Here is an 18,749-nt window from a genome sequence, read left to right on the forward strand (position 1 = left end):
TCTGTCACGTAAGAAATCAGTCTCTCAGTGCATTCTCTACGCCTGCGCCATAGGCCGGGTCGACTTTATAGAATAGCGCCACCTGACGAGCCTGCGTGTCCGGAGAAGCATGTTTCAGCTCACCTGCAATACGCGCAAACATGCGCTGATGTTCAGTCTCAGACAGCAGATTGAACAGCAAACGCGGCTGGGTGAAATAATCATCATCTTCACGATGATTCCAGTGATCGGCCGCGCCTTCAATGCTCAGTGGCGGCTCGCTGAAATCAGGTTGTTCCTGAAACAGACCGGCGTTGTTCGGTTCATACGTCACGCCGTTACCGCTGTTGCCATCGACGCGCATTGCGCCGTCACGATGATAATTGTGGAACGGGCATTTGGGTGCGTTAACCGGGATCTGATGATGGTTAACACCCAGACGGTAGCGGTGCGCGTCAGCGTAGGAGAACAGACGGCCCTGTAACATGCGATCCGGTGAGAAACCAATGCCAGGCACCACGTTTGCCGGGCTCATCGCGACCTGTTCCACTTCGGCAAAGTAGTTGTCGGGATTACGGTTCAGCTCGAATTCACCGACTTCAATCAGCGGATAATCGCTGTGCAGCCAGACTTTGGTCAGATCAAACGGGTTGTACGGCAGTTTTGAGGCGTCCGCTTCCGGCATGATTTGCACGAACAGTTTCCAGCGCGGGAAATCGCCACGTTCAATTGCTTCGTACAGATCCCGCTGGGAGCTTTCACGGTCGGTGCCCACCAGTTTTTCGGCTTCATCGTCCATCAGGTTTTCAATACCCTGCTGGCAGCGGAAGTGGAATTTCACCCAGAAACGCTCATTTTCAGCATTGATAAAGCTGAACGTATGGCTGCCGAAACCGTGAATATGGCGGTATGACGTTGGAAGACCGCGGTCGCTGACGTCGATGGTCAGCTGATGCAGCGCTTCAGGAAGATGAGAGAAGAAGTCCCATTTGTACGCCGGATTGCGCAGATTGGTGCGCGGGTCACGTTTAACGACGTGGTTCAGATCCGGGAATTTCAGCGGATCGCGCAGATAAAACACAGGCGTATTGTTACCGACTAAATCCCAGTTGCCTTCTTCGGTGTAAAACTTCATCGAGAAACCGCGGATATCACGTTCTGCATCCGCCGCCCCGCGCTCACCGGCCACGGTTGAGAAACGGATAAACATGTCAGTTTGTTTGCCGATTTCGGAGAAAATCTTCGCGCGGGTGTAGGAGGTAATATCGTGGGTTACGGTAAATGTACCGTGAGCGCCGGAGCCTTTCGCGTGCATACGCCGCTCAGGGATCACTTCTCGGTCGAAATGCGCTAATTTCTCAAGAAACCACACGTCTTGTAAAAGCATCGGTCCGCGGCGTCCTGCGGTAATGACGTTATTATTATCGACGACGGGCGCGCCAGCGGCGGTGGTTAATCCTTTCTTAGTCATAATAATTTCCTTCCGGTATGGATTTGAAATGGTCGGGTGAGGGGAACAAATAAATCTTTTACATCCTTGTCAGCGGGTTGCTTTCCTAAGCCAAACTTACTCTACTGCATTAGTAATAAACCCTATATTGATCATGGGCAAATAGGTGGGAGTTATTAATTCGACGGGAAAACTTCATTCCATCAATGAGAACGATGTTTCTTACAATTTTCACTCGTGAGATGAATGTTTAAAGTTCCAAAAAGTTGTTACAGCAGAGTGAATTGCTTTAGACTTCGTGCGGAAGATGTCATGTCGTTTAGCTATTATTTGGGAAAAATAATGAAAAAGATCCTTGTCGCTGGCGCAGCCGCCAGCCTGATGTTTGCTGCCGCTTCTGCAAATGCAATCAGTGTTAACGGTGAAGTCGGCGAACACTACACACACCTGGGCGTGGGCTTTGGTACTACCTCTCCGGGCCTGGCGCTGAGCGGTGACTGGACTCATAACGACGATGATGGTGACGTTGCAGGTCTGGGACTGGGTTATAACATCCCGTTGGGTCCGTTTATTGCGACTGTTGGCGGTAAAGGCCTGTATACCAATCCGAAAGACGGTGACGAAGGCTACGCAGCTGCGCTCGGCGGTGGTCTGCAACTGCCAATCGCTAAAATGTTCACCCTGTACGGCGAGTACTATTATTCTCCGGATTCCTTGTCGAGCGGTATCGACAATTACAAAGAAGCGAACGCTGGCATTCGTCTGACTGCTATCCCGCTGGTTACCGTGAGCGCGGGTTACCGCTACATGGCGATGGACGGCAAAGACGGCAACCGTGACAACGTGGTTGCCGATGGCGCATACATTGGCGGCGCAATAAACTTCTAAATACCGGTTATCTTTCGGTTAATCGTCTAAAAGCCTGCTTAGCAGGCTTTTTTATTGCCTGAAATATCACTTTGTGCCCCAAAGATTGTTTTTCTTCTTCAGCCTTTCTACAGTGGAATGACAAAAAACCAGAAGGAGAATGGGATGCTTAGGGTTGAGATGCTGAGTACGGGTGATGAAGTGCTGCACGGCCAGATTGTAGATACCAATTCGGCGTGGCTGGCGAATTATCTGTTCGAACAAGGTTTACCGATGACCAGCCGTGAAACCGTGGGCGACAGCCTGGATGCGCTGGTGGCAGTTCTCGAAGAACGCAGCCATATCGCCGATGTGCTGATTGTGAACGGCGGCTTAGGGCCAACGACGGATGACCTGAGCGCGCTGGCGGCGGCGAAAGCCTGCGCAGTGGAACTGGTAGAAGATGCCGGATGGATTGAAACCATGCAGGCGTTTTTCAATGAGCGCGGTCGTCCGATGGCCGAATCCAACCGCAAACAGGCGCAGATCCCGGCCAATGCCGAATTGCTGGATAATCCGGTCGGCACCGCCTGCGGCTTCAGCGTAAAGCTCAACCGCTGCCAGATTTTCTTCACGCCGGGCGTACCTTCAGAATTCAAAGTGATGGTGGAGCAGCAAATCGTTCCGCGACTGCACAAAGAGTTTCCGGCGCTGGAAGCCCCGTTGTGTCTGCGTCTTACCACGTTCGGTCGTGGTGAAAGTGATCTCGCCACCGAGCTCGATAAACTCGAACTGCCTGAAGGTGTGGTGATGGGTTACCGTTCTTCATCGCCGATTATCGAACTGAAAGTCACCGGTCCACGTGCACAGGAAGCTGCGATGCATAAGGCGTTCGAGCGTGTGCGCGAAGTGGCGGGGGAGAGCACGATTTTCGAAGGGCTGGGCAGCCTGCCGGACCGTCTGGCTGAGCGTTTGCTGGCGCAGGATTTGCGTCTGGCGGTCAGTGAAAGTTTCACCGGCGGTTTACTGAACTGGCGTCTGCAAAGCGCCGGGGTTCCGCTGGTTAACGGCGAATTACTGCCACAGGGCGATGAAGCCTCGCCGGAGAAATCCCTCGAACGCCTGCTGGCCCGCGCACAGAACCTGGCCGAAACTACCGGCGCACAACTGGCGCTGGCTGTCGGCGCGCTGTCGGGTGATGAGCTCAGTCTTGCGCTGCATACCCCGACCGGCACCAGTGGTCTGACGATCCGTTATACCGCCACGCGTCACGGTCTGGCATTACGGCAGGAAACAATGGCGATGGTGGCGATGGATCTTCTCAGGCGCTACCTGAACGGATGGGAACCGGTGGCGGACTATCCGTGGTTGGATCGGGTAGCTAAGGTTTAGCTTTTACAAAAGCGAGGTCAAAACCTTGGGTTGCCACCCAAACTGGCCTAAGGTCGCGGGCGTCGGCCCACACCGACTTGGGGGACGGCTTATCGCCGCCGCCCCCCAAGACCCCCCGGGCTCTTTCACTGCGCGCTATCGCGGGCACGACGGACATGTTTCTGACGCAATTGTGAGTGGCGCAAAATGTCATCGCTGCGCGATTCCCGAATTTCAGGTTTCGAGCCTCTGGTCTCGAACCATTCATTCGGTGCCATTTTTGAGCACACCAATCAACTTATCTAAAAGATGAAAAATAGTCTGTCTTTGAATTTAAGATCGTGCGGGCGATTCAGAAATCTTGCTGAACGGAGCGGCTTCGAGACCTGTGGCTCGAAGACCGAGAGAAGGTACCGCGCAGCGGCAAGATTTCCAGCCTGTCGCAGTGATACCTGAAACATAGTGTCTAGCGGAGCGCGCAGTGAAAAAGCGGGGGAGTCCAGAGGGCGCGCGCTTACGCGTCCTCTGGTCGGTGTGGGCCGACGCCCACGACCTTAGGCTAGTTTAGGCGGCGAGCCCAATGTCTTGATGTTGAAGGCTAAAAGCTAAAGGCAGGCATGGGCAGCAGCCCATCAAAACTCAATCTCAATATCCCCAACCGGCATGCAACAGCACGGCAAAATCTCGCCGTCAGAGATGAAAGCTAAAGGTTTTTCACTGTACTCAACGGCACCGCTAACAAGCTTCATCCGGCACGATCCGCAATAACCTTCCCGGCACTGGTATTCCACTTCAACCTGATGATGTTCAAACACTTCCAGCAAATTCCGGTGCTCTGACTTACAGGCCAGTTGCTGTCCGTTTGCTGAAAGTGTGATGGTTCTGTCCGTCATTTACAGCTCAAAATCACTCAGATCGTCGGCGTGAACTTCAGAGTCAATCTGACCGACCAGATAGGAGCTGACTTCCACTTCCTGCGGTGCAACCTGTACGTTATCGGACACCAGCCACGCGTTGATCCACGGGATCGGGTTAGAACGGGTTTTGAATGGCGCGTCCAGACCGACGGCCTGCATACGGATGTTGGTGATGTATTCGACGTACTGGCACAGAATGTCTTTGTTCAGGCCGATCATGGAACCGTCTTTGAACAGGTATTCCGCCCAGTCTTTTTCCTGCTGTGCCGCGAGCACGAACAGGTCGTGACATTCCTGCTGGCATTCTTTGGCGATCTCCACCATTTCAGGGTCGTCCTGACCTGAACGCAACAGGTTCAGCGCGTGCTGAGTCCCGGTCAGATGCAGGGCTTCGTCACGGGCGATCATCTTGATGATTTTCGCATTGCCTTCCATCAGTTCACGTTCAGCGAACGCAAATGAACAGGCGAAGCTGACGTAGAAACGCACGGCTTCCAGCGCGTTCACGCTCATCAGACAGATGTAGAGTTTTTTCTTCAACTCACGCAGGTTTACCACGACAGTTTTGCCGTTTACCTGATGCGTACCTTCGCCAAGCAGATGGTAATAGCTGGTCATCTCGATCAGCGTGTCGTAATACCCGGAGATGTCTTTCGCGCGCTTGAGGATTTCTTCGTTGGTGACGATGTCGTCAAACACAATCGCCGGATCATTCACGATGTTACGGATGATATGCGTGTATGAGCGCGAGTGAATGGTCTCTGAAAACGCCCAGGTTTCGACCCAGGTTTCCAGTTCCGGAATCGAGATCAGCGGTAAGAGCGCCACGTTCGGGCTGCGGCCCTGAATGGAATCCAGAAGGGTCTGGTATTTCAGGTTGCTCAGGAAGATGTGTTTTTCGTGATCCGGTAACGCCTGAAAATCGATACGGTCGCGGGAAACATCAATTTCTTCCGGACGCCAGAAGAAGGACAGCTGCTTTTCGATCAGTTTTTCAAAGATTTCATGCTTCTGCTGGTCGAAACGGGCAACGTTAACCGACTGGCCAAAGAACATTGGCTCAAGAAGCTGATCGTTTTTATTCTGGGAAAAAGTACTGTAGGCCATAACTTCCTCGACATTCTCGGCAAAAACCCCCTGACGGGGGTTTTGAATAATTTTTTATTTAAAACAGGTAATTAGATTTTGCAGGCACCGCTTTCGCAGTCATCAGCCACTTCGGCTTTCATGTCTTCCTGCACATCATCTGCACCGTCACGGGTGTTCTGATAGTACAGGGTTTTCACGCCAAATTTGTAGGCTGTCAGCAAGTCTTTCAACAATTGCTTCATCGGCACTTTGCTGTTCGGGAAGCGCGACGGATCATAGTTGGTGTTAGACGAAATCGCCTGATCGATGAATTTTTGCATCACGCCAACCAGTTGCAGGTAACCGTCGTTGTTCGGCATATCCCACAGAAGTTCGTACTGATCTTTCAGACGCTCATACTCAGGCACGACCTGGCGCAGGATCCCGTCTTTCGACGCTTTGATACTGATGTGACCGCGCGGTGGCTCGATACCGTTGGTGGCGTTGGAAATCTGCGAAGACGTCTCGGACGGCATCAGCGCGGACAACGTAGAGTTACGCAGGCCGTGGGTTTTGATGTTTTCACGCAGCGTAGCCCAGTCCAGATGCAGCGGCTCGTCGCAAATTGCATCCAGATCTTTCTTGTACGTATCCACCGGCATGATGCCTTTTGAATAGGTGGTTTCATTGAACCACTGACACGCGCCTTGCTCTTTCGCCAGCTCGTTTGACGCTTTCAGCAGGTAATACTGAATGGCTTCAAACGTTTTGTGCGTCAGGTTGTTCGCGCTGCCGTCGGAATAACGCACGCCGTTTTTCGCCAGATAGTAAGCGTAGTTGATGACGCCGATACCCAGCGTACGACGGCCCATCGCGCCACGTTTAGCGGCCTTGATCGGATAATCCTGATAATCGAGCAGGGCGTCGAGGGCACGAACCGCCAGCACGGCCAGTTCTTCCAGATCGTCCAGGCTTTCGATAGCGCCAAGGTTGAAAGCAGACAACGTACACAGCGCAATTTCGCCGTTTTCGTCATTCACATCGTCCAGTGGTTTGGTTGGCAGCGCGATTTCCAGACACAGGTTAGACTGGCGAACGGGCGCGATAGCCGGATCAAACGGGCTGTGCGTGTTGCAGTGGTCAACGTGCTGAATGTAGATGCGGCCGGTAGAAGCACGTTCCTGCATCATCAGGGAGAACAACTCAACCGCTTTCACTTTCTGCTTACGGATGCTGGCGTCCTGCTCATACTTCTCGTACAGACGTTCAAACTCGTCCTGATCGGCAAAGAAGGCATCGTACAGGCCAGGTACGTCAGACGGGCTGAACAGCGTGATGTCGCCGCCTTTTACCAGACGCTGATACATCAGTTTGTTGATCTGCACGCCGTAGTCCATATGGCGGACGCGGTTGCCTTCAACACCACGGTTGTTTTTCAGAACCAGCAGGCTTTCGACTTCCAGATGCCACATCGGGTAGAACAGCGTCGCTGCGCCACCACGAACGCCGCCCTGAGAACAGGATTTCACGGCGGTCTGGAAGTGTTTGTAGAACGGGATACAACCGGTGTGGAACGCTTCGCCGCCACGGATCGGGCTGCCCAGTGCACGGATGCGACCGGCGTTGATGCCGATGCCGGCACGCTGAGAAACGTATTTCACGATGGCGCTGGAGGTCGCATTAATGGAATCCAGGCTGTCGCCACATTCGATCAGAACACAAGAACTGAACTGACGGGTCGGGGTGCGCACGCCGGACATAATCGGCGTAGGCAGAGAAATTTTGAAGGTAGAAATCGCGTCGTAGAAACGTTTGATGTAATCCAGACGGGTTTCGTGCGGGTAGCCGGAGAACAGGCAGGCCGCGACCAGAATATACAGGAACTGTGCGCTTTCGTAGATATCGCCGGTCACGCGGTTTTGTGCCAGATATTTCCCTTCCAGCTGTTTCACAGCGGCGTAGGAGAAATTCATGTCACGCCAGTGGTCAATAAAACTGTCCATCTGCTCGAACTCTTCAGCCGTGTAGTCTTCCAGCAGATGTTTGTCGTATTTACCCATCTCAACCATGCGGGTCACCTGGTCGATCAGTTTTGGTGGTTCAAACTGGCCGTAGGCTTTTTTGCGCAAATGGAAGATAGCCAGACGTGCAGCCAGATATTGGTAATCCGGTGCATCTTTAGAGATCAAATCAGCCGCTGCTTTGATAATGGTTTCGTGAATGTCAGCGGTTTTGATCCCGTCATAGAACTGGATGTGTGAACGAAGTTCTACTTGAGAAACTGATACGTTTTGAAGACCTTCCGCTGCCCAGTCAATGACACGGTGGATTTTATCAAGGTTGATGCGTTCTGTGCGGCCATCACGTTTAGTTACAAGCAGACTTTGGTTCATTCGGGGCGATACCTCAAAGGTTTATAAAGGGTCTGACCCGACCACGCAAAACACACGCGGCAGCACAAGGTGTCCCTAGTGTGCTGGTCAGGATATAAACACAATATATTGTGGGTTTGTTATTTTCTGATGACAAGATAGTGACTGACTGACCCTTTTGCAAGTGAACAAAATGGCCTGTTTTGTGGATAAGTTGGGGAGAATTTTCTGAGCCCAGCCTGAAGAGTCCGCCATTGCTGGCGCGACAAACCTGTCAATATCTGAGATACGATTTTCTTATATTTTTAAGAAAGGTGACCGACTGCCGGTTTATTAAACGTTAGAAAAAAACGCTATATTGATCTCAATAACTATTCTAAAAAATCATGTTGCGACGAAAGGTGCGACCAACGCTTTAAAAACTAAGGTTTAAGTGAAATTAAGGGCAGGGGAGTTTGCGAAAACTCGGAGATTTTGAGCCCGGAAAGCATGTTCCGGGCTTGACGAAAGAGGGGATTTAGCGCAACAGCGTTCAGGCTTTATCTTCTGCCTGAGTGTGGATCATGTAATTCACATCAACGTTCGGGCCAAGTTTGAAATGGTCGGTCAGCGGGTTGTAATGCAGCCCCATAATATGACGTTCGAACAGCGATGTGCGGTCAATCATGCCCAGCAATTCAGACGGCTTGATGAATTTTTTGATGTCATGCGTGCCCTTCGGCACCATCTTCAGCACGTATTCCGCGCCGAAAATCGCCATCAGCCAGGCTTTGTTATTGCGGTTGATGGTGGAGAAGAACACATGGCCGCCGGGTTTCACCAGACGCGCGCAGGCAGCAACGACGGAGGCCGGATCCGGCACATGCTCGAGCATTTCCATACAGGTGACGACATCATATTGCTGCGGATGGGCTTCGGCGTGCGCTTCTACGGTTTCCTGCACGTATTCGACTTTCACGCCGCTTTCCAGCGCATGCAAACGCGCGACCTGCAACGGCTCGCCGCCCATATCCAGACCCGTCACTTTCGCGCCTGCCACCGCCATGCTCTCACTCAAAATTCCGCCGCCACAACCGACGTCCAGAACGTTCTTCTCAAACAGGCCATCGGCGCGCTCAAGAATGTAGTTCAGGCGCAACGGGTTAATGCGGTGCAGCGGTTTGAATTCACCTTCCAGATCCCACCAGCGTGAGGCGACGGCCTCAAATTTGGCGATTTCTTCGTGGTCGATGTTTTGGGGTGTAGCGGACGGTGTGGTTGTCATGAGCGTGTAGAACTCCTTATTTCCTGATAAGCGGATTATACATATTCCGTCTGGTTTGGTTCAGTTTTGTCGTTATGGTTAATGTTTGTACGAAATGAACGGGTTTGCGCAAAGGTTTGAATCACGTTGGATAATAGTACGCAAAAGGGGTCGGTTGTTTTCCACGTTTCTCTGGTTTGTGGTATAGTTTTACACCTTTGCGCTATATATGCCTACGTGGGCAGCGGCCATGAATAATCAGTAGAGGGATAGCAGCTCCATGAGCGACCTTGCCAGAGAAATCACACCGATTAACATCGAAGAAGAGCTGAAAAACTCTTATTTGGATTATGCGATGTCCGTTATTGTCGGACGTGCGTTACCAGATGTGCGCGATGGTTTGAAACCGGTGCACCGCCGCGTACTTTTCGCAATGAATGTCCTCGGTAACGACTGGAATAAAGCCTATAAAAAATCGGCCCGTGTGGTCGGTGACGTTATCGGTAAATATCACCCACATGGTGATACCGCGGTTTATGACACTATCGTTCGTATGGCTCAGCCTTTCTCACTTCGCTATATGCTGGTGGACGGGCAGGGTAACTTCGGGTCAGTGGATGGCGACTCCGCAGCCGCCATGCGTTACACCGAAATCCGCATGTCAAAAATTGCTCACGAATTGCTGGCAGACTTAGAAAAAGAAACTGTCGATTTCGTGCCAAACTATGACGGCACCGAACAAATTCCTTCTGTTATGCCAACGCGCATTCCTAACCTGCTGGTTAACGGCTCGTCAGGTATCGCGGTCGGCATGGCGACCAACATTCCGCCGCATAACCTCAATGAGGTGATCAACGGCTGTCTGGCCTTTATCGATGATGAAAACATCAGCATCGAAGGTCTGATGGAGCACATTCCGGGCCCGGATTTCCCAACCGCTGCGATCATCAACGGTCGTCGTGGTATAGAAGAAGCCTACCGCACCGGTCGCGGTAAAATTCTGCTCCGCGCCCGTGCTGAGGTTGAAGCTGACGCCAAAACCGGCCGCGAAACCATCATCGTTCACGAGATCCCGTATCAGGTGAACAAAGCTCGTTTGATCGAAAAGATCGCCGAGCTGGTGAAAGAGAAACGCCTCGAAGGGATCAGTGCGCTGCGTGATGAGTCTGACAAAGACGGCATGCGTATCGTCATTGAAATCAAACGTGATGCCGTGGGTGAAGTGGTTCTGAACAACCTCTATTCCCTGACGCAGTTGCAGACCTCTTTCGGTATCAACATGGTGGCACTGCACCAGGGTCAGCCGAAAATTCTCGGCCTGAAAGAGATCCTGTCTGCGTTTGTCCGTCACCGCCGCGAAGTCGTCACGCGTCGTACTATCTTCGAACTGCGTAAAGCCCGTGACCGTGCTCATATCCTTGAAGCACTGGCGATCGCGCTGGCTAACATCGACCCGATCATTGAACTGATCCGTGCTGCACCGACGCCGGCAGAAGCGAAAGCTGGCCTGGTCGCACGCTCATGGGATCTGGGCAACGTTTCAGCGATGCTGGCAAGCGCCGGTGATGATGCTGCACGTCCGGAATGGCTGGAGCCACAGTTTGGTATTCACGACGGAAAATACTTCCTGACTGAACAACAGGCACAGGCCATTCTGGATCTGCGCTTGCAGAAACTGACCGGTCTTGAGCATGAAAAACTGCTCGATGAATACAAAGAGCTGCTGGTGCAAATCGCCGAGCTGCTGTTCATCCTGTCCAGCCCTGAGCGTCTGATGGAAGTCATTCGTGAAGAACTGGAAGCGATCCGCGATCAGTATAACGATCCGCGTCGTACCGAAATCACTGCCAATACTTCTGACATCAACATCGAAGACCTGATCAACCAGGAAGACGTTGTGGTGACCTTGTCGCATCAGGGCTACGTGAAATATCAGCCTCTGACCGATTACGAAGCGCAGCGTCGCGGCGGTAAAGGTAAGTCAGCAGCACGTATTAAAGAAGAAGACTTCATCGACCGTCTGCTGGTGGCCAACACCCATGACACCATTCTGATGTTCTCAAGTCGCGGACGTCTGTACTGGATGAAAGTCTATCAGTTGCCGGAAGCCAGCCGCGGTGCCCGTGGTCGTCCTATCGTCAACCTGCTGCCGCTTGAGCCGAACGAACGTATCACCGCCATTCTGCCAGTACGCGAGTACGAAGAAGGCCGTCACGTGTTCATGGCAACTGCCAGCGGTACCGTGAAGAAAACTGCACTGACCGATTTCAGCCGTCCACGCAGCGCCGGCATCATCGCCATCAACCTCAACGAGGGTGATGAGCTGATTGGTGTTGACCTGACTGACGGTAAAGACGAAGTCATGCTGTTCTCTGCTGCAGGTAAAGTGGTGCGCTTCTCCGAAGAAGCGGTCCGCTCGATGGGCCGTACGGCGACCGGTGTTCGCGGTATCCGTCTGGGCGAAGGCGACAGCGTTGTGTCCCTGATTATCCCACGCGGCGAAGGTTGTATCCTGACTGTGACGCAGAACGGCTTCGGTAAACGTACTGAATCTACCGAATACCCAACCAAATCCCGTGCAACGCAGGGCGTTATCTCAATCAAAGTGAGCGAGCGTAACGGACCGGTTGTTGGCGCGATCCAGGTGGATGAAGCGGATCAGATCATGATGATCACCGACGCCGGTACGCTGGTGCGTACCCGTGTTTCTGAAGTCAGTACTGTTGGCCGTAACACCCAGGGTGTGACGCTTATCCGTACCGCTGATGAAGAGCACGTCGTCGGTCTGCAACGCGTTGCAGAACCGGTAGAGGACGAAGAACTGGATGGCGTAGCCACCGAAGCGGGCGAACTGGAAGCGGCGCAAGCAGCCGACCTGCCAGACGACGCAGAAAGTGAAGACGATCAGCCAGCTGACGACGAAGAAGAATAAGTTTTCTTAGTCGGTTGAAAGAAAGGCATAACATGGAAACGTGTTATGCCTTTTTTATTTTCCTTTTGAATGACGTCTGATATTCAGCTCATAAATAATAAAACTCGCATCATATAATCCGCTTTTTTAATATTGGCGTTATTTGCATAATAAATGCTATTTATTCTCTGCTGCGTCATTCTCTCTCCTGAAATGGATTAAATACTTTTACTATTCACGTCGATATCTACGGCGTAAATAAAGCATTGTCTTTTTAAGATGAATGTTTAAGGGAGAACCCACAAATGGAATTTCGTAATCTGACGCCTTTTGCGGCGATGCAATTCCGTATGCTCGATCGGGAAGATAAGGAAAACTACGTTATCGTTATGAAGGTGGGTTACCGCCTGGAGTTGGATGACAGCGGAGGCTATCGCGTCAGGGTACGGGACGATGATGCGGTGGCGCTTTATCTTCAGGATGAATATCTTGGGGCAGTAAATAAATCCTCAGTTATTGAGGAAAGCGATCTCTCACCGTTTAAACCAGCCTGCGATGTCATTATTAATGGGACAGCTTGTGCAAAAAAATTAGTCCCAGTAGTAAGTCAAAACGTTAGTGTGGTTATTCATAATCCCAACGGCGTTTCTCTTTTAGAAAAACAATTAAATATTACCGGAAAGCGCTATTTCCAAAAAAATGAAATAATGAACTCATGGTCAATAACGCAACCTGAACCCTTTATTCGTCAGCCGGTTATTTGGGAGTCTGCATTTGGCGGCGAGTGCAAAATTGATGAAAAGGAAGACGGTGCCGATTCTGTTCCAAAAGCTAACCGTCTGACTGATATTCAGAAAGCCGGTCATCCGGATTCAGAACATGCACCGCTGGCACATCAGGTCTTTGAGGTTAATCCGCTCGGCAAAGGATTTATTACCTCCTGGTACGCGCAGGCGAAACGCCCTGACCGGTATCCAGTACCGCAAATTACCGACCCGCGTTATCCGATATCAGCTGAGAATTTCGCCTCAATGATCAGCGGTAATGCAGACTTAACAGCACCGCAATTCCTGCCTGCCGGATTTGGTTTTACCGGTCGCGCCTGGCAACCGCGCCTGAGTAAAGCAGGCACTTACGACGAAGCATGGCTGAAAGAACGACACCCCAATCTTCCTCATGATTTTGATTTTCGCTACTGGAATGCCGCACCGGCTGACCAGCAAATACCCTATCCCAGGTTACCGCTGTCTGTGGCTTTGCAGGGCTTTTCCCCGCAGGGCGAAATACGTTTCTCTCTCCCCGGCCACGAGGCGTTCGTTTTGCTGCGCATGAATGACGGAATGCTGCTGCCTCACGCAATGAACCTCGACACTCTGCATATTGATGCGAACAAACTCGAAGTCACACTTTGCTGGCGTTTCCTGCTGCCTGTTGAAACACCGGTACGGATGATTGAGGCCCGATACGAAACCGAGCCAGAAAAACTGCTGGAAAAACTCTTTGGTTTTTCTATGCCGGAACGCGAAACAAACAAGGAGGTGCCAGCCCATGGCTGAGAATTATATGGCGCGTAAAGACGGTCTTTGGACGGTGGTCTGCCTGTCCCCGGATGTCTGTAAAACCCCGATGGGGCCCTCGACTCCGCCCATTCCTTATCAGGTAACCGCAAGCCTGGGCAATGCGGTGCAGGAAGTTAAAACGGTTAAAGCCAATGGCTGCCCGGTCGTCGTTCTGGACCAAAGTTTTATTCCTACTACGCAAGGGGATGAGCCGGGCGTCGCGAAAGGCATAAAAAGCGGTACCGTGGGTGACAAATGTGAGCCGATGGAACATAGCCAGAACGTGCGCGTGGGCGGCAAACCCATACTGCGCCACGGTGATAAATTCTGGATGAATGATAAAAATACCACCGGGATTATTGTCGGTCAGCCGCCAACTCCCAATATTGCGGTGGACGAAATCAGTTCGGCTGTGGAACCGGAAACGCCTGAAGAGCAGGGATTATGGGAAATATTCAAGGGGTGGTGGAGCGGGAAGATGGACAGTATCAGCACTGCTAAGTCAGATACTGTGACTGCCCGTAAAGGGGCGTCTAAAGCCATCATGAATTTACCTGTTGAGACATTGGAATCATTTGTACAGGGTTTGAAATATCAGCAGGCTTTGGAAATACAAAGTAACGCTGCATTGCTTACCTCAATGGGACATCAGGAGATGGCGGATAAGCAACTGGAAACAGCAGCCATTCTGATGAAACAAGCAGAAGCGTTCAATTTGGATAACCTAAAATTTAAGTACGAAGGAGAAGTAGAACAGGCAGGTGGCGATGCCGCTGATTTGGGTATGACCGCTGTTGATGTCGGTGTGTTAGCTAAATTAAACAAACCTCTTGGTATCAGAGGCGGTGGCAAGGTCAAATTTAAAACCGACGGCAACGGTAAAGCCTCTACCAGCAAACACGGTGAACCTACAGTTTCAGACGGCAAAGAGGGCAATTTCAGCGATACATGCAGTGTCAAAGGCGAACCCGTTGACGTTGCGACCGGCGATTTTTTGCAAAATCTGCAAGTTATTGACCTGCCCGGTACGCTGCCACTCAGGCTAAACCGGGTTTATCGTTCCCGCGCGTCCACCAGCGGCGTTTTCGGTAATAAGTGGGCGGATAACTGGTCTCAGTCATTATTGCTTGATGACGAAGAAATCCATTTCACGACTGATGAAGGCTCGGTTCTCAGCTACTTTTCCTCCGCCAGCGACGACAAGGTGGAAGGTATCAACCTGCACCAGTCGCATCTGCGTCTGCATGGCTCCCGCAGCGGCGCTCTCTTTGTTTTCAATACCAACACCCAGCAGACACTCTGCTTTGATGCTCAGCCCGGTTTTCACCGGCGGCTTTCCTCCCTGTGCGATCGCGCAGGAAACCATATCGACTTTATTTATCAGAATGACCGGCTGGTTAGCCTCATTCACAGCGATGGCTACCGCGTTGAGCTGGCATGGCTAAACGCGCAACTGCTGACGGTCACCCGCGTGGATGCACAGCAGCGTCAGTGGTTGGTGAAGTGCAGCTATAGGGACGTTGGTCTGCTCTCTGAATGTGAGACTTTTCAGTTCACGCATCTGTATCACGAGTACGACACGCGCGGCTTTATGACCCGCTGGCGTGACACGGATAAAACCGACGTTCACTGCCGCTATGATGCTAAAGGGCGCATTACCTCGACCCAGGCTGAAGGCGGTTACTATTGCGACCGGTTCACATACGATGACGTCAACCGTGTCACCACTTATCACGACAGCGAAGGCGGCAGGACGCTTTGTGAATACAACGCATTCGGACTGGTAACGCGCGAGACGGATCCTCTCGGGCGCGTCACGCAGACACGCTGGGATCGGGGTAACAAAGTCTCGCAAACGGATCCTCTCGGGCGTGAAACACGTTTTCGCTACAACACGCTTGGGCAGATAACGCATGTACAGCGTCCGGGCGGCGACATCACCCAATATCACTACGATGAGCACGGACAGGTTATCAGGCTCACCGAGCCTGGCGGAAACGAGTGGGTATTTACCCGAAACTCGCAGGGGAAAATGCTCAGCCAGACCGACCCGCAGGGGCGATGCCAGCAATTTCAATATAACGCGCAGGGGCAATTGACCGGCGACATCGCTCCGGACGGCGCTGAACGCCGCTACGTCTGGAATGAATTCCATCAGCTCAGCAAAATGATGACGCCGGATGAGGCGACGACGCTGTTTTCTCAGGACAATTTCGGCAGGCTGCAAAGCGTTACCGATCCGCTGGGACAGGTCACCCGCTATATCCAGAGTGAGGAGCACGCCGCGCACAACGGCAGTCTGACAGCAATCCACCTGCCGGACGGCGTGATACAGCGTATAAGTTATGACGGTGAAAAACGTCAGGCGACGGTGACTGACGGCGAGGGCAAAATTACCCGCTATACCTACGGCGCATTCGATATTCTTCTGGCGCTGACACGTCCCGATGGGGAACAGCTTCATTTCAGCTATGACTCGCTGACGCGGCTGACTCAGGTAACTAATGCCTGTGGTGAAACCTATCGTTACGAGCGCGACCTTGCCGGGCAACTTATCCGGGAAACGGATTTTACCGGTCGTCCTACGGAATATGGGTATGACGCAGCCGGGCGACGTATCTCAGCGCGTCACGCCGATGGCCGCGTCGTGCGCTGGCAGTGGTCGGTACGTGATGAACTGCTGCGCGAAGACATCTGGCAGGAAGAGGCAAAACAGTCTTCTCTGCTCGCAACCCGCACCTACGGATATAACTCTCAGGGCCGACTCATCCTGGCGCAAAGCGGGGATGCGACGGTAGAATTTGAGTACAACGCGGATGGTGATCTGTTATGTGAGCGTATTAACGGACGTGAAGTGGTTCATCAGCGTGACGAACAAACGCGTCAGATACTCTCGTATAGCGCCGGTACTGAAAATCTGATTTACGGATACGACATCAGCGGCAGACTGATGCAGATGCAGGTGGGGGATTATGCACCGTTACAACTCGAATATGACAGACTGGGGCGTGAGAACCAGCGTCATACTGCGGCGGGGTTTATGCAGTCGCAGGGGTATTCCCCGACAGGGATGCTGGAGGCGCAAACGGCTGGCCGGAACTCTGCAATAAACCGGCGCTGGGCGTACGACGGCGCCTATAATGTGAAGCGCATCGACGATACCCGCTGGGGAACGTCGTACTATCACGTCAACAGTAACGATCAGATAGTTCATGCCGAACAAAAAGGCATCAGGCCGCTGCTGGAATTGTTCGAGTATGACGCCGCTTTAAACATCATCGGACATCAGCAGCGGCGCGGGGGAGATGGTGATGTTCCACCGGAGCGGATAAACCAGACTCAACAGGCAGGCCGGGTTATCCGCCGGGGTAACGGCGAATACCGTTACGACAGCGCCGGAAGGCTGGCGGAAAAACGCACCGAAATACCGGGATATCGCCCGCAGGTGTGGCGTTACCGCTGGGACGCCAACAGCCAGCTGCGGGGCCTTATCACGCCGGACGGCGAGCAGTGGCACTACCGCTACGACGCTTTTGGTCGGCGGATAAGCAAGCGGCGTCAGGAAGCCACGCGAAGCAAACTGGCGGGTTATGATTATTTATGGAGTGGCGGTCAGCTTATCGAAGAGACGCCGGTCTATGCAGACGGCACCCCGGCGTATGAAGAAAGTATTCACTGGCTGTATGAACCTGGCGCGTTAACGCCTGCCGCACGCCGTGAAAATGGCCAGCTGCATTATGTCGTCAGCGACCACATGGGCACGCCGCGTGAATTACTGACGGAAAAAGGCGATGTCGCCTGGGCCAGCCGGCTGAGCACGTGGGGAGACGCCACCCGCTACCGGCTGGCGGCCAACGACGATAAACTGAGCTGCAACCTGCGCTTCGCCGGACAATACGCCGACGAAGAATCGGGATTGCATTACAACCGCCACCGTTACTATGATAGTGAAACAGGGCAATACCTGAGCCCGGACCCGATTGGGCTGGCGGGTGGGGTGAATCCTTACGGGTATGTGCATAATCCGCTGGGGTATATTGATCCGCTGGGGTTATGTAAAACTTCGGGAAGTGGTGGTCATTACTCAGGAACGGATAAACCTTGGACCAAGGGAGCTACACCAGACTCAATTTATACACACATCGATCCTAAAACAGGTAGAGCAGTTCAAAATGCAATATACGATTCAAATGGGAATGTAATTGCTCATGTTGATTTTAAAAATCATGGAATAGAATCTGGCCATTATCATGAATTTCCAATACCAGGAAATCCCGGATCCGGACATGGTGCAGGGAAACCGCATAATCCTCATTTAACTGTTCCACCTGGATGGGATACTCTTCCTCCAGGTATAGATCCGCAGACGCCAATAGGTCAGTGAGAAAATTTATGATCAATAATTTACTAAAAGAAATTACGAGCGGATATGATGGCCTTATTAGGAAGATTGAATTTCAATCTTTCAATAGCGTATCCGTCACTATTTCAGCAATGAAATTGATAAATGGTGAATGGATAAACATTAAGTTTCAGCTAGATAACCTAACGGAGTTCACCGTTAAACAAAAGGTTAACTGCTCAAATGTTGTTTTATCTAGTGGCATAGCATATATGAATACAAATAATATCCATTACATTGATTTCTCACCTTATTCTGAAGAGATGGAAGATGAGAACGACTTCAGGATGTCAGATCTGTTTTTTGCTTCTGAATTAATATCTTATCAAGTAGATTCTTATTCTGAATAAATAAAATAGCCGAGTAAGATATTTATCTTCTCGGCTTTTTTATTATTCAATTCCCGTCTAGCTCACTAAACAACCAGCGCCTTCATTCCCTTTACCACCTGCTGAACCTGATAAAGCTGCTCGCGTAATTCCTGCACCTCATTATTATCTGCCATCAGCACAATACACCCCTCCGTGATTTTCACCGTCACACCCGCCCCGGTTCAGTGAGGCTATGCAAAATCAAAACCCGGTCTGGGAGTGGTGCCACCTGCGGGATTCGCCAGCCCATACCCGTAACC

At 51.9% G+C, this 18,749-nt stretch carries 11 protein-coding genes; 6 read left to right on the forward strand and 5 right to left on the reverse strand.

Features of this window, described 5'->3' with window-relative positions:
* Positions 1-16: 16 nt before the first annotated feature.
* Positions 17-1,450 (reverse strand): catalase, encoded by a 1,434-nt coding sequence (locus tag J1784_RS14725; RefSeq protein ID WP_217149846.1) that lies wholly within the window; start codon positions 1,448-1,450, stop codon positions 17-19.
* 321 nt (positions 1,451-1,771) lie between these two features.
* On the opposite strand from J1784_RS14725, the gene J1784_RS14730 reads away from it, so the two are divergent.
* Both J1784_RS14730 and J1784_RS14735 read left to right on the forward strand, forming a co-directional pair.
* Positions 1,772-2,317: a YfaZ family outer membrane protein gene (locus J1784_RS14730; RefSeq protein ID WP_217149847.1), complete on the forward strand. Its 546-nt coding sequence runs from the start codon at positions 1,772-1,774 to the stop codon at positions 2,315-2,317.
* Between the two features lie 144 nt (positions 2,318-2,461).
* On the forward strand, positions 2,462-3,667 hold the full coding sequence (locus tag J1784_RS14735; protein ID WP_217149848.1) for a nicotinamide mononucleotide deamidase-related protein YfaY: 1,206 nt from the start codon (positions 2,462-2,464) through the stop codon (positions 3,665-3,667).
* Positions 3,668-4,278: 611 nt separating this feature from the next.
* Here the strand turns inward: J1784_RS14735 and yfaE are convergent.
* The 4 genes from yfaE to ubiG form a co-directional block, all read right to left on the reverse strand.
* The gene (gene yfaE / locus J1784_RS14740) at positions 4,279-4,539 is read right to left on the reverse strand and encodes a class I ribonucleotide reductase maintenance protein YfaE (RefSeq protein ID WP_217149849.1); all 261 of its coding nucleotides are present in this window, start codon (positions 4,537-4,539) and stop codon (positions 4,279-4,281) included.
* Positions 4,540-5,670, reverse strand: coding sequence for a class Ia ribonucleoside-diphosphate reductase subunit beta (nrdB, locus tag J1784_RS14745; protein WP_120132082.1), 1,131 nt, complete (start codon positions 5,668-5,670; stop codon positions 4,540-4,542).
* A gap of 71 nt (positions 5,671-5,741) precedes the next feature.
* Positions 5,742-8,024: a class 1a ribonucleoside-diphosphate reductase subunit alpha gene (gene nrdA / locus J1784_RS14750; RefSeq protein ID WP_217149850.1), complete on the reverse strand. Its 2,283-nt coding sequence runs from the start codon at positions 8,022-8,024 to the stop codon at positions 5,742-5,744.
* A gap of 511 nt (positions 8,025-8,535) precedes the next feature.
* Positions 8,536-9,267: a bifunctional 2-polyprenyl-6-hydroxyphenol methylase/3-demethylubiquinol 3-O-methyltransferase UbiG gene (gene ubiG, locus J1784_RS14755; protein ID WP_217149851.1), complete on the reverse strand. Its 732-nt coding sequence runs from the start codon at positions 9,265-9,267 to the stop codon at positions 8,536-8,538.
* A 259-nt stretch (positions 9,268-9,526) separates the two neighbouring features.
* Between ubiG and gyrA the strand changes: the two genes are divergently transcribed.
* From gyrA to J1784_RS14775, 4 genes are all read left to right on the forward strand, one after another.
* Positions 9,527-12,178, forward strand: coding sequence for a DNA topoisomerase (ATP-hydrolyzing) subunit A (gene gyrA, locus J1784_RS14760; RefSeq protein ID WP_217149852.1), 2,652 nt, complete (start codon positions 9,527-9,529; stop codon positions 12,176-12,178).
* Positions 12,179-12,507: 329 nt separating this feature from the next.
* Positions 12,508-13,713: a DUF2169 family type VI secretion system accessory protein gene (locus tag J1784_RS14765; RefSeq protein WP_217149853.1), complete on the forward strand. Its 1,206-nt coding sequence runs from the start codon at positions 12,508-12,510 to the stop codon at positions 13,711-13,713.
* Positions 13,706-18,100: a PAAR-like domain-containing protein gene (locus J1784_RS14770; protein ID WP_217149854.1), complete on the forward strand. Its 4,395-nt coding sequence runs from the start codon at positions 13,706-13,708 to the stop codon at positions 18,098-18,100. Before J1784_RS14765 ends, J1784_RS14770 begins: the two co-directional genes overlap by 8 nt.
* Before the next feature lie 8 nt (positions 18,101-18,108).
* A complete protein-coding gene (locus J1784_RS14775; RefSeq protein WP_217149855.1) occupies positions 18,109-18,468 on the forward strand; it encodes a hypothetical protein in 360 nt (119 codons plus the stop codon).
* Positions 18,469-18,749 lie beyond the last annotated feature (281 nt).

This window comes from Rahnella ecdela, from assembly GCF_019049625.1.
GTDB classification, from domain to species: Bacteria; Pseudomonadota; Gammaproteobacteria; order Enterobacterales; family Enterobacteriaceae; genus Rahnella; species Rahnella ecdela.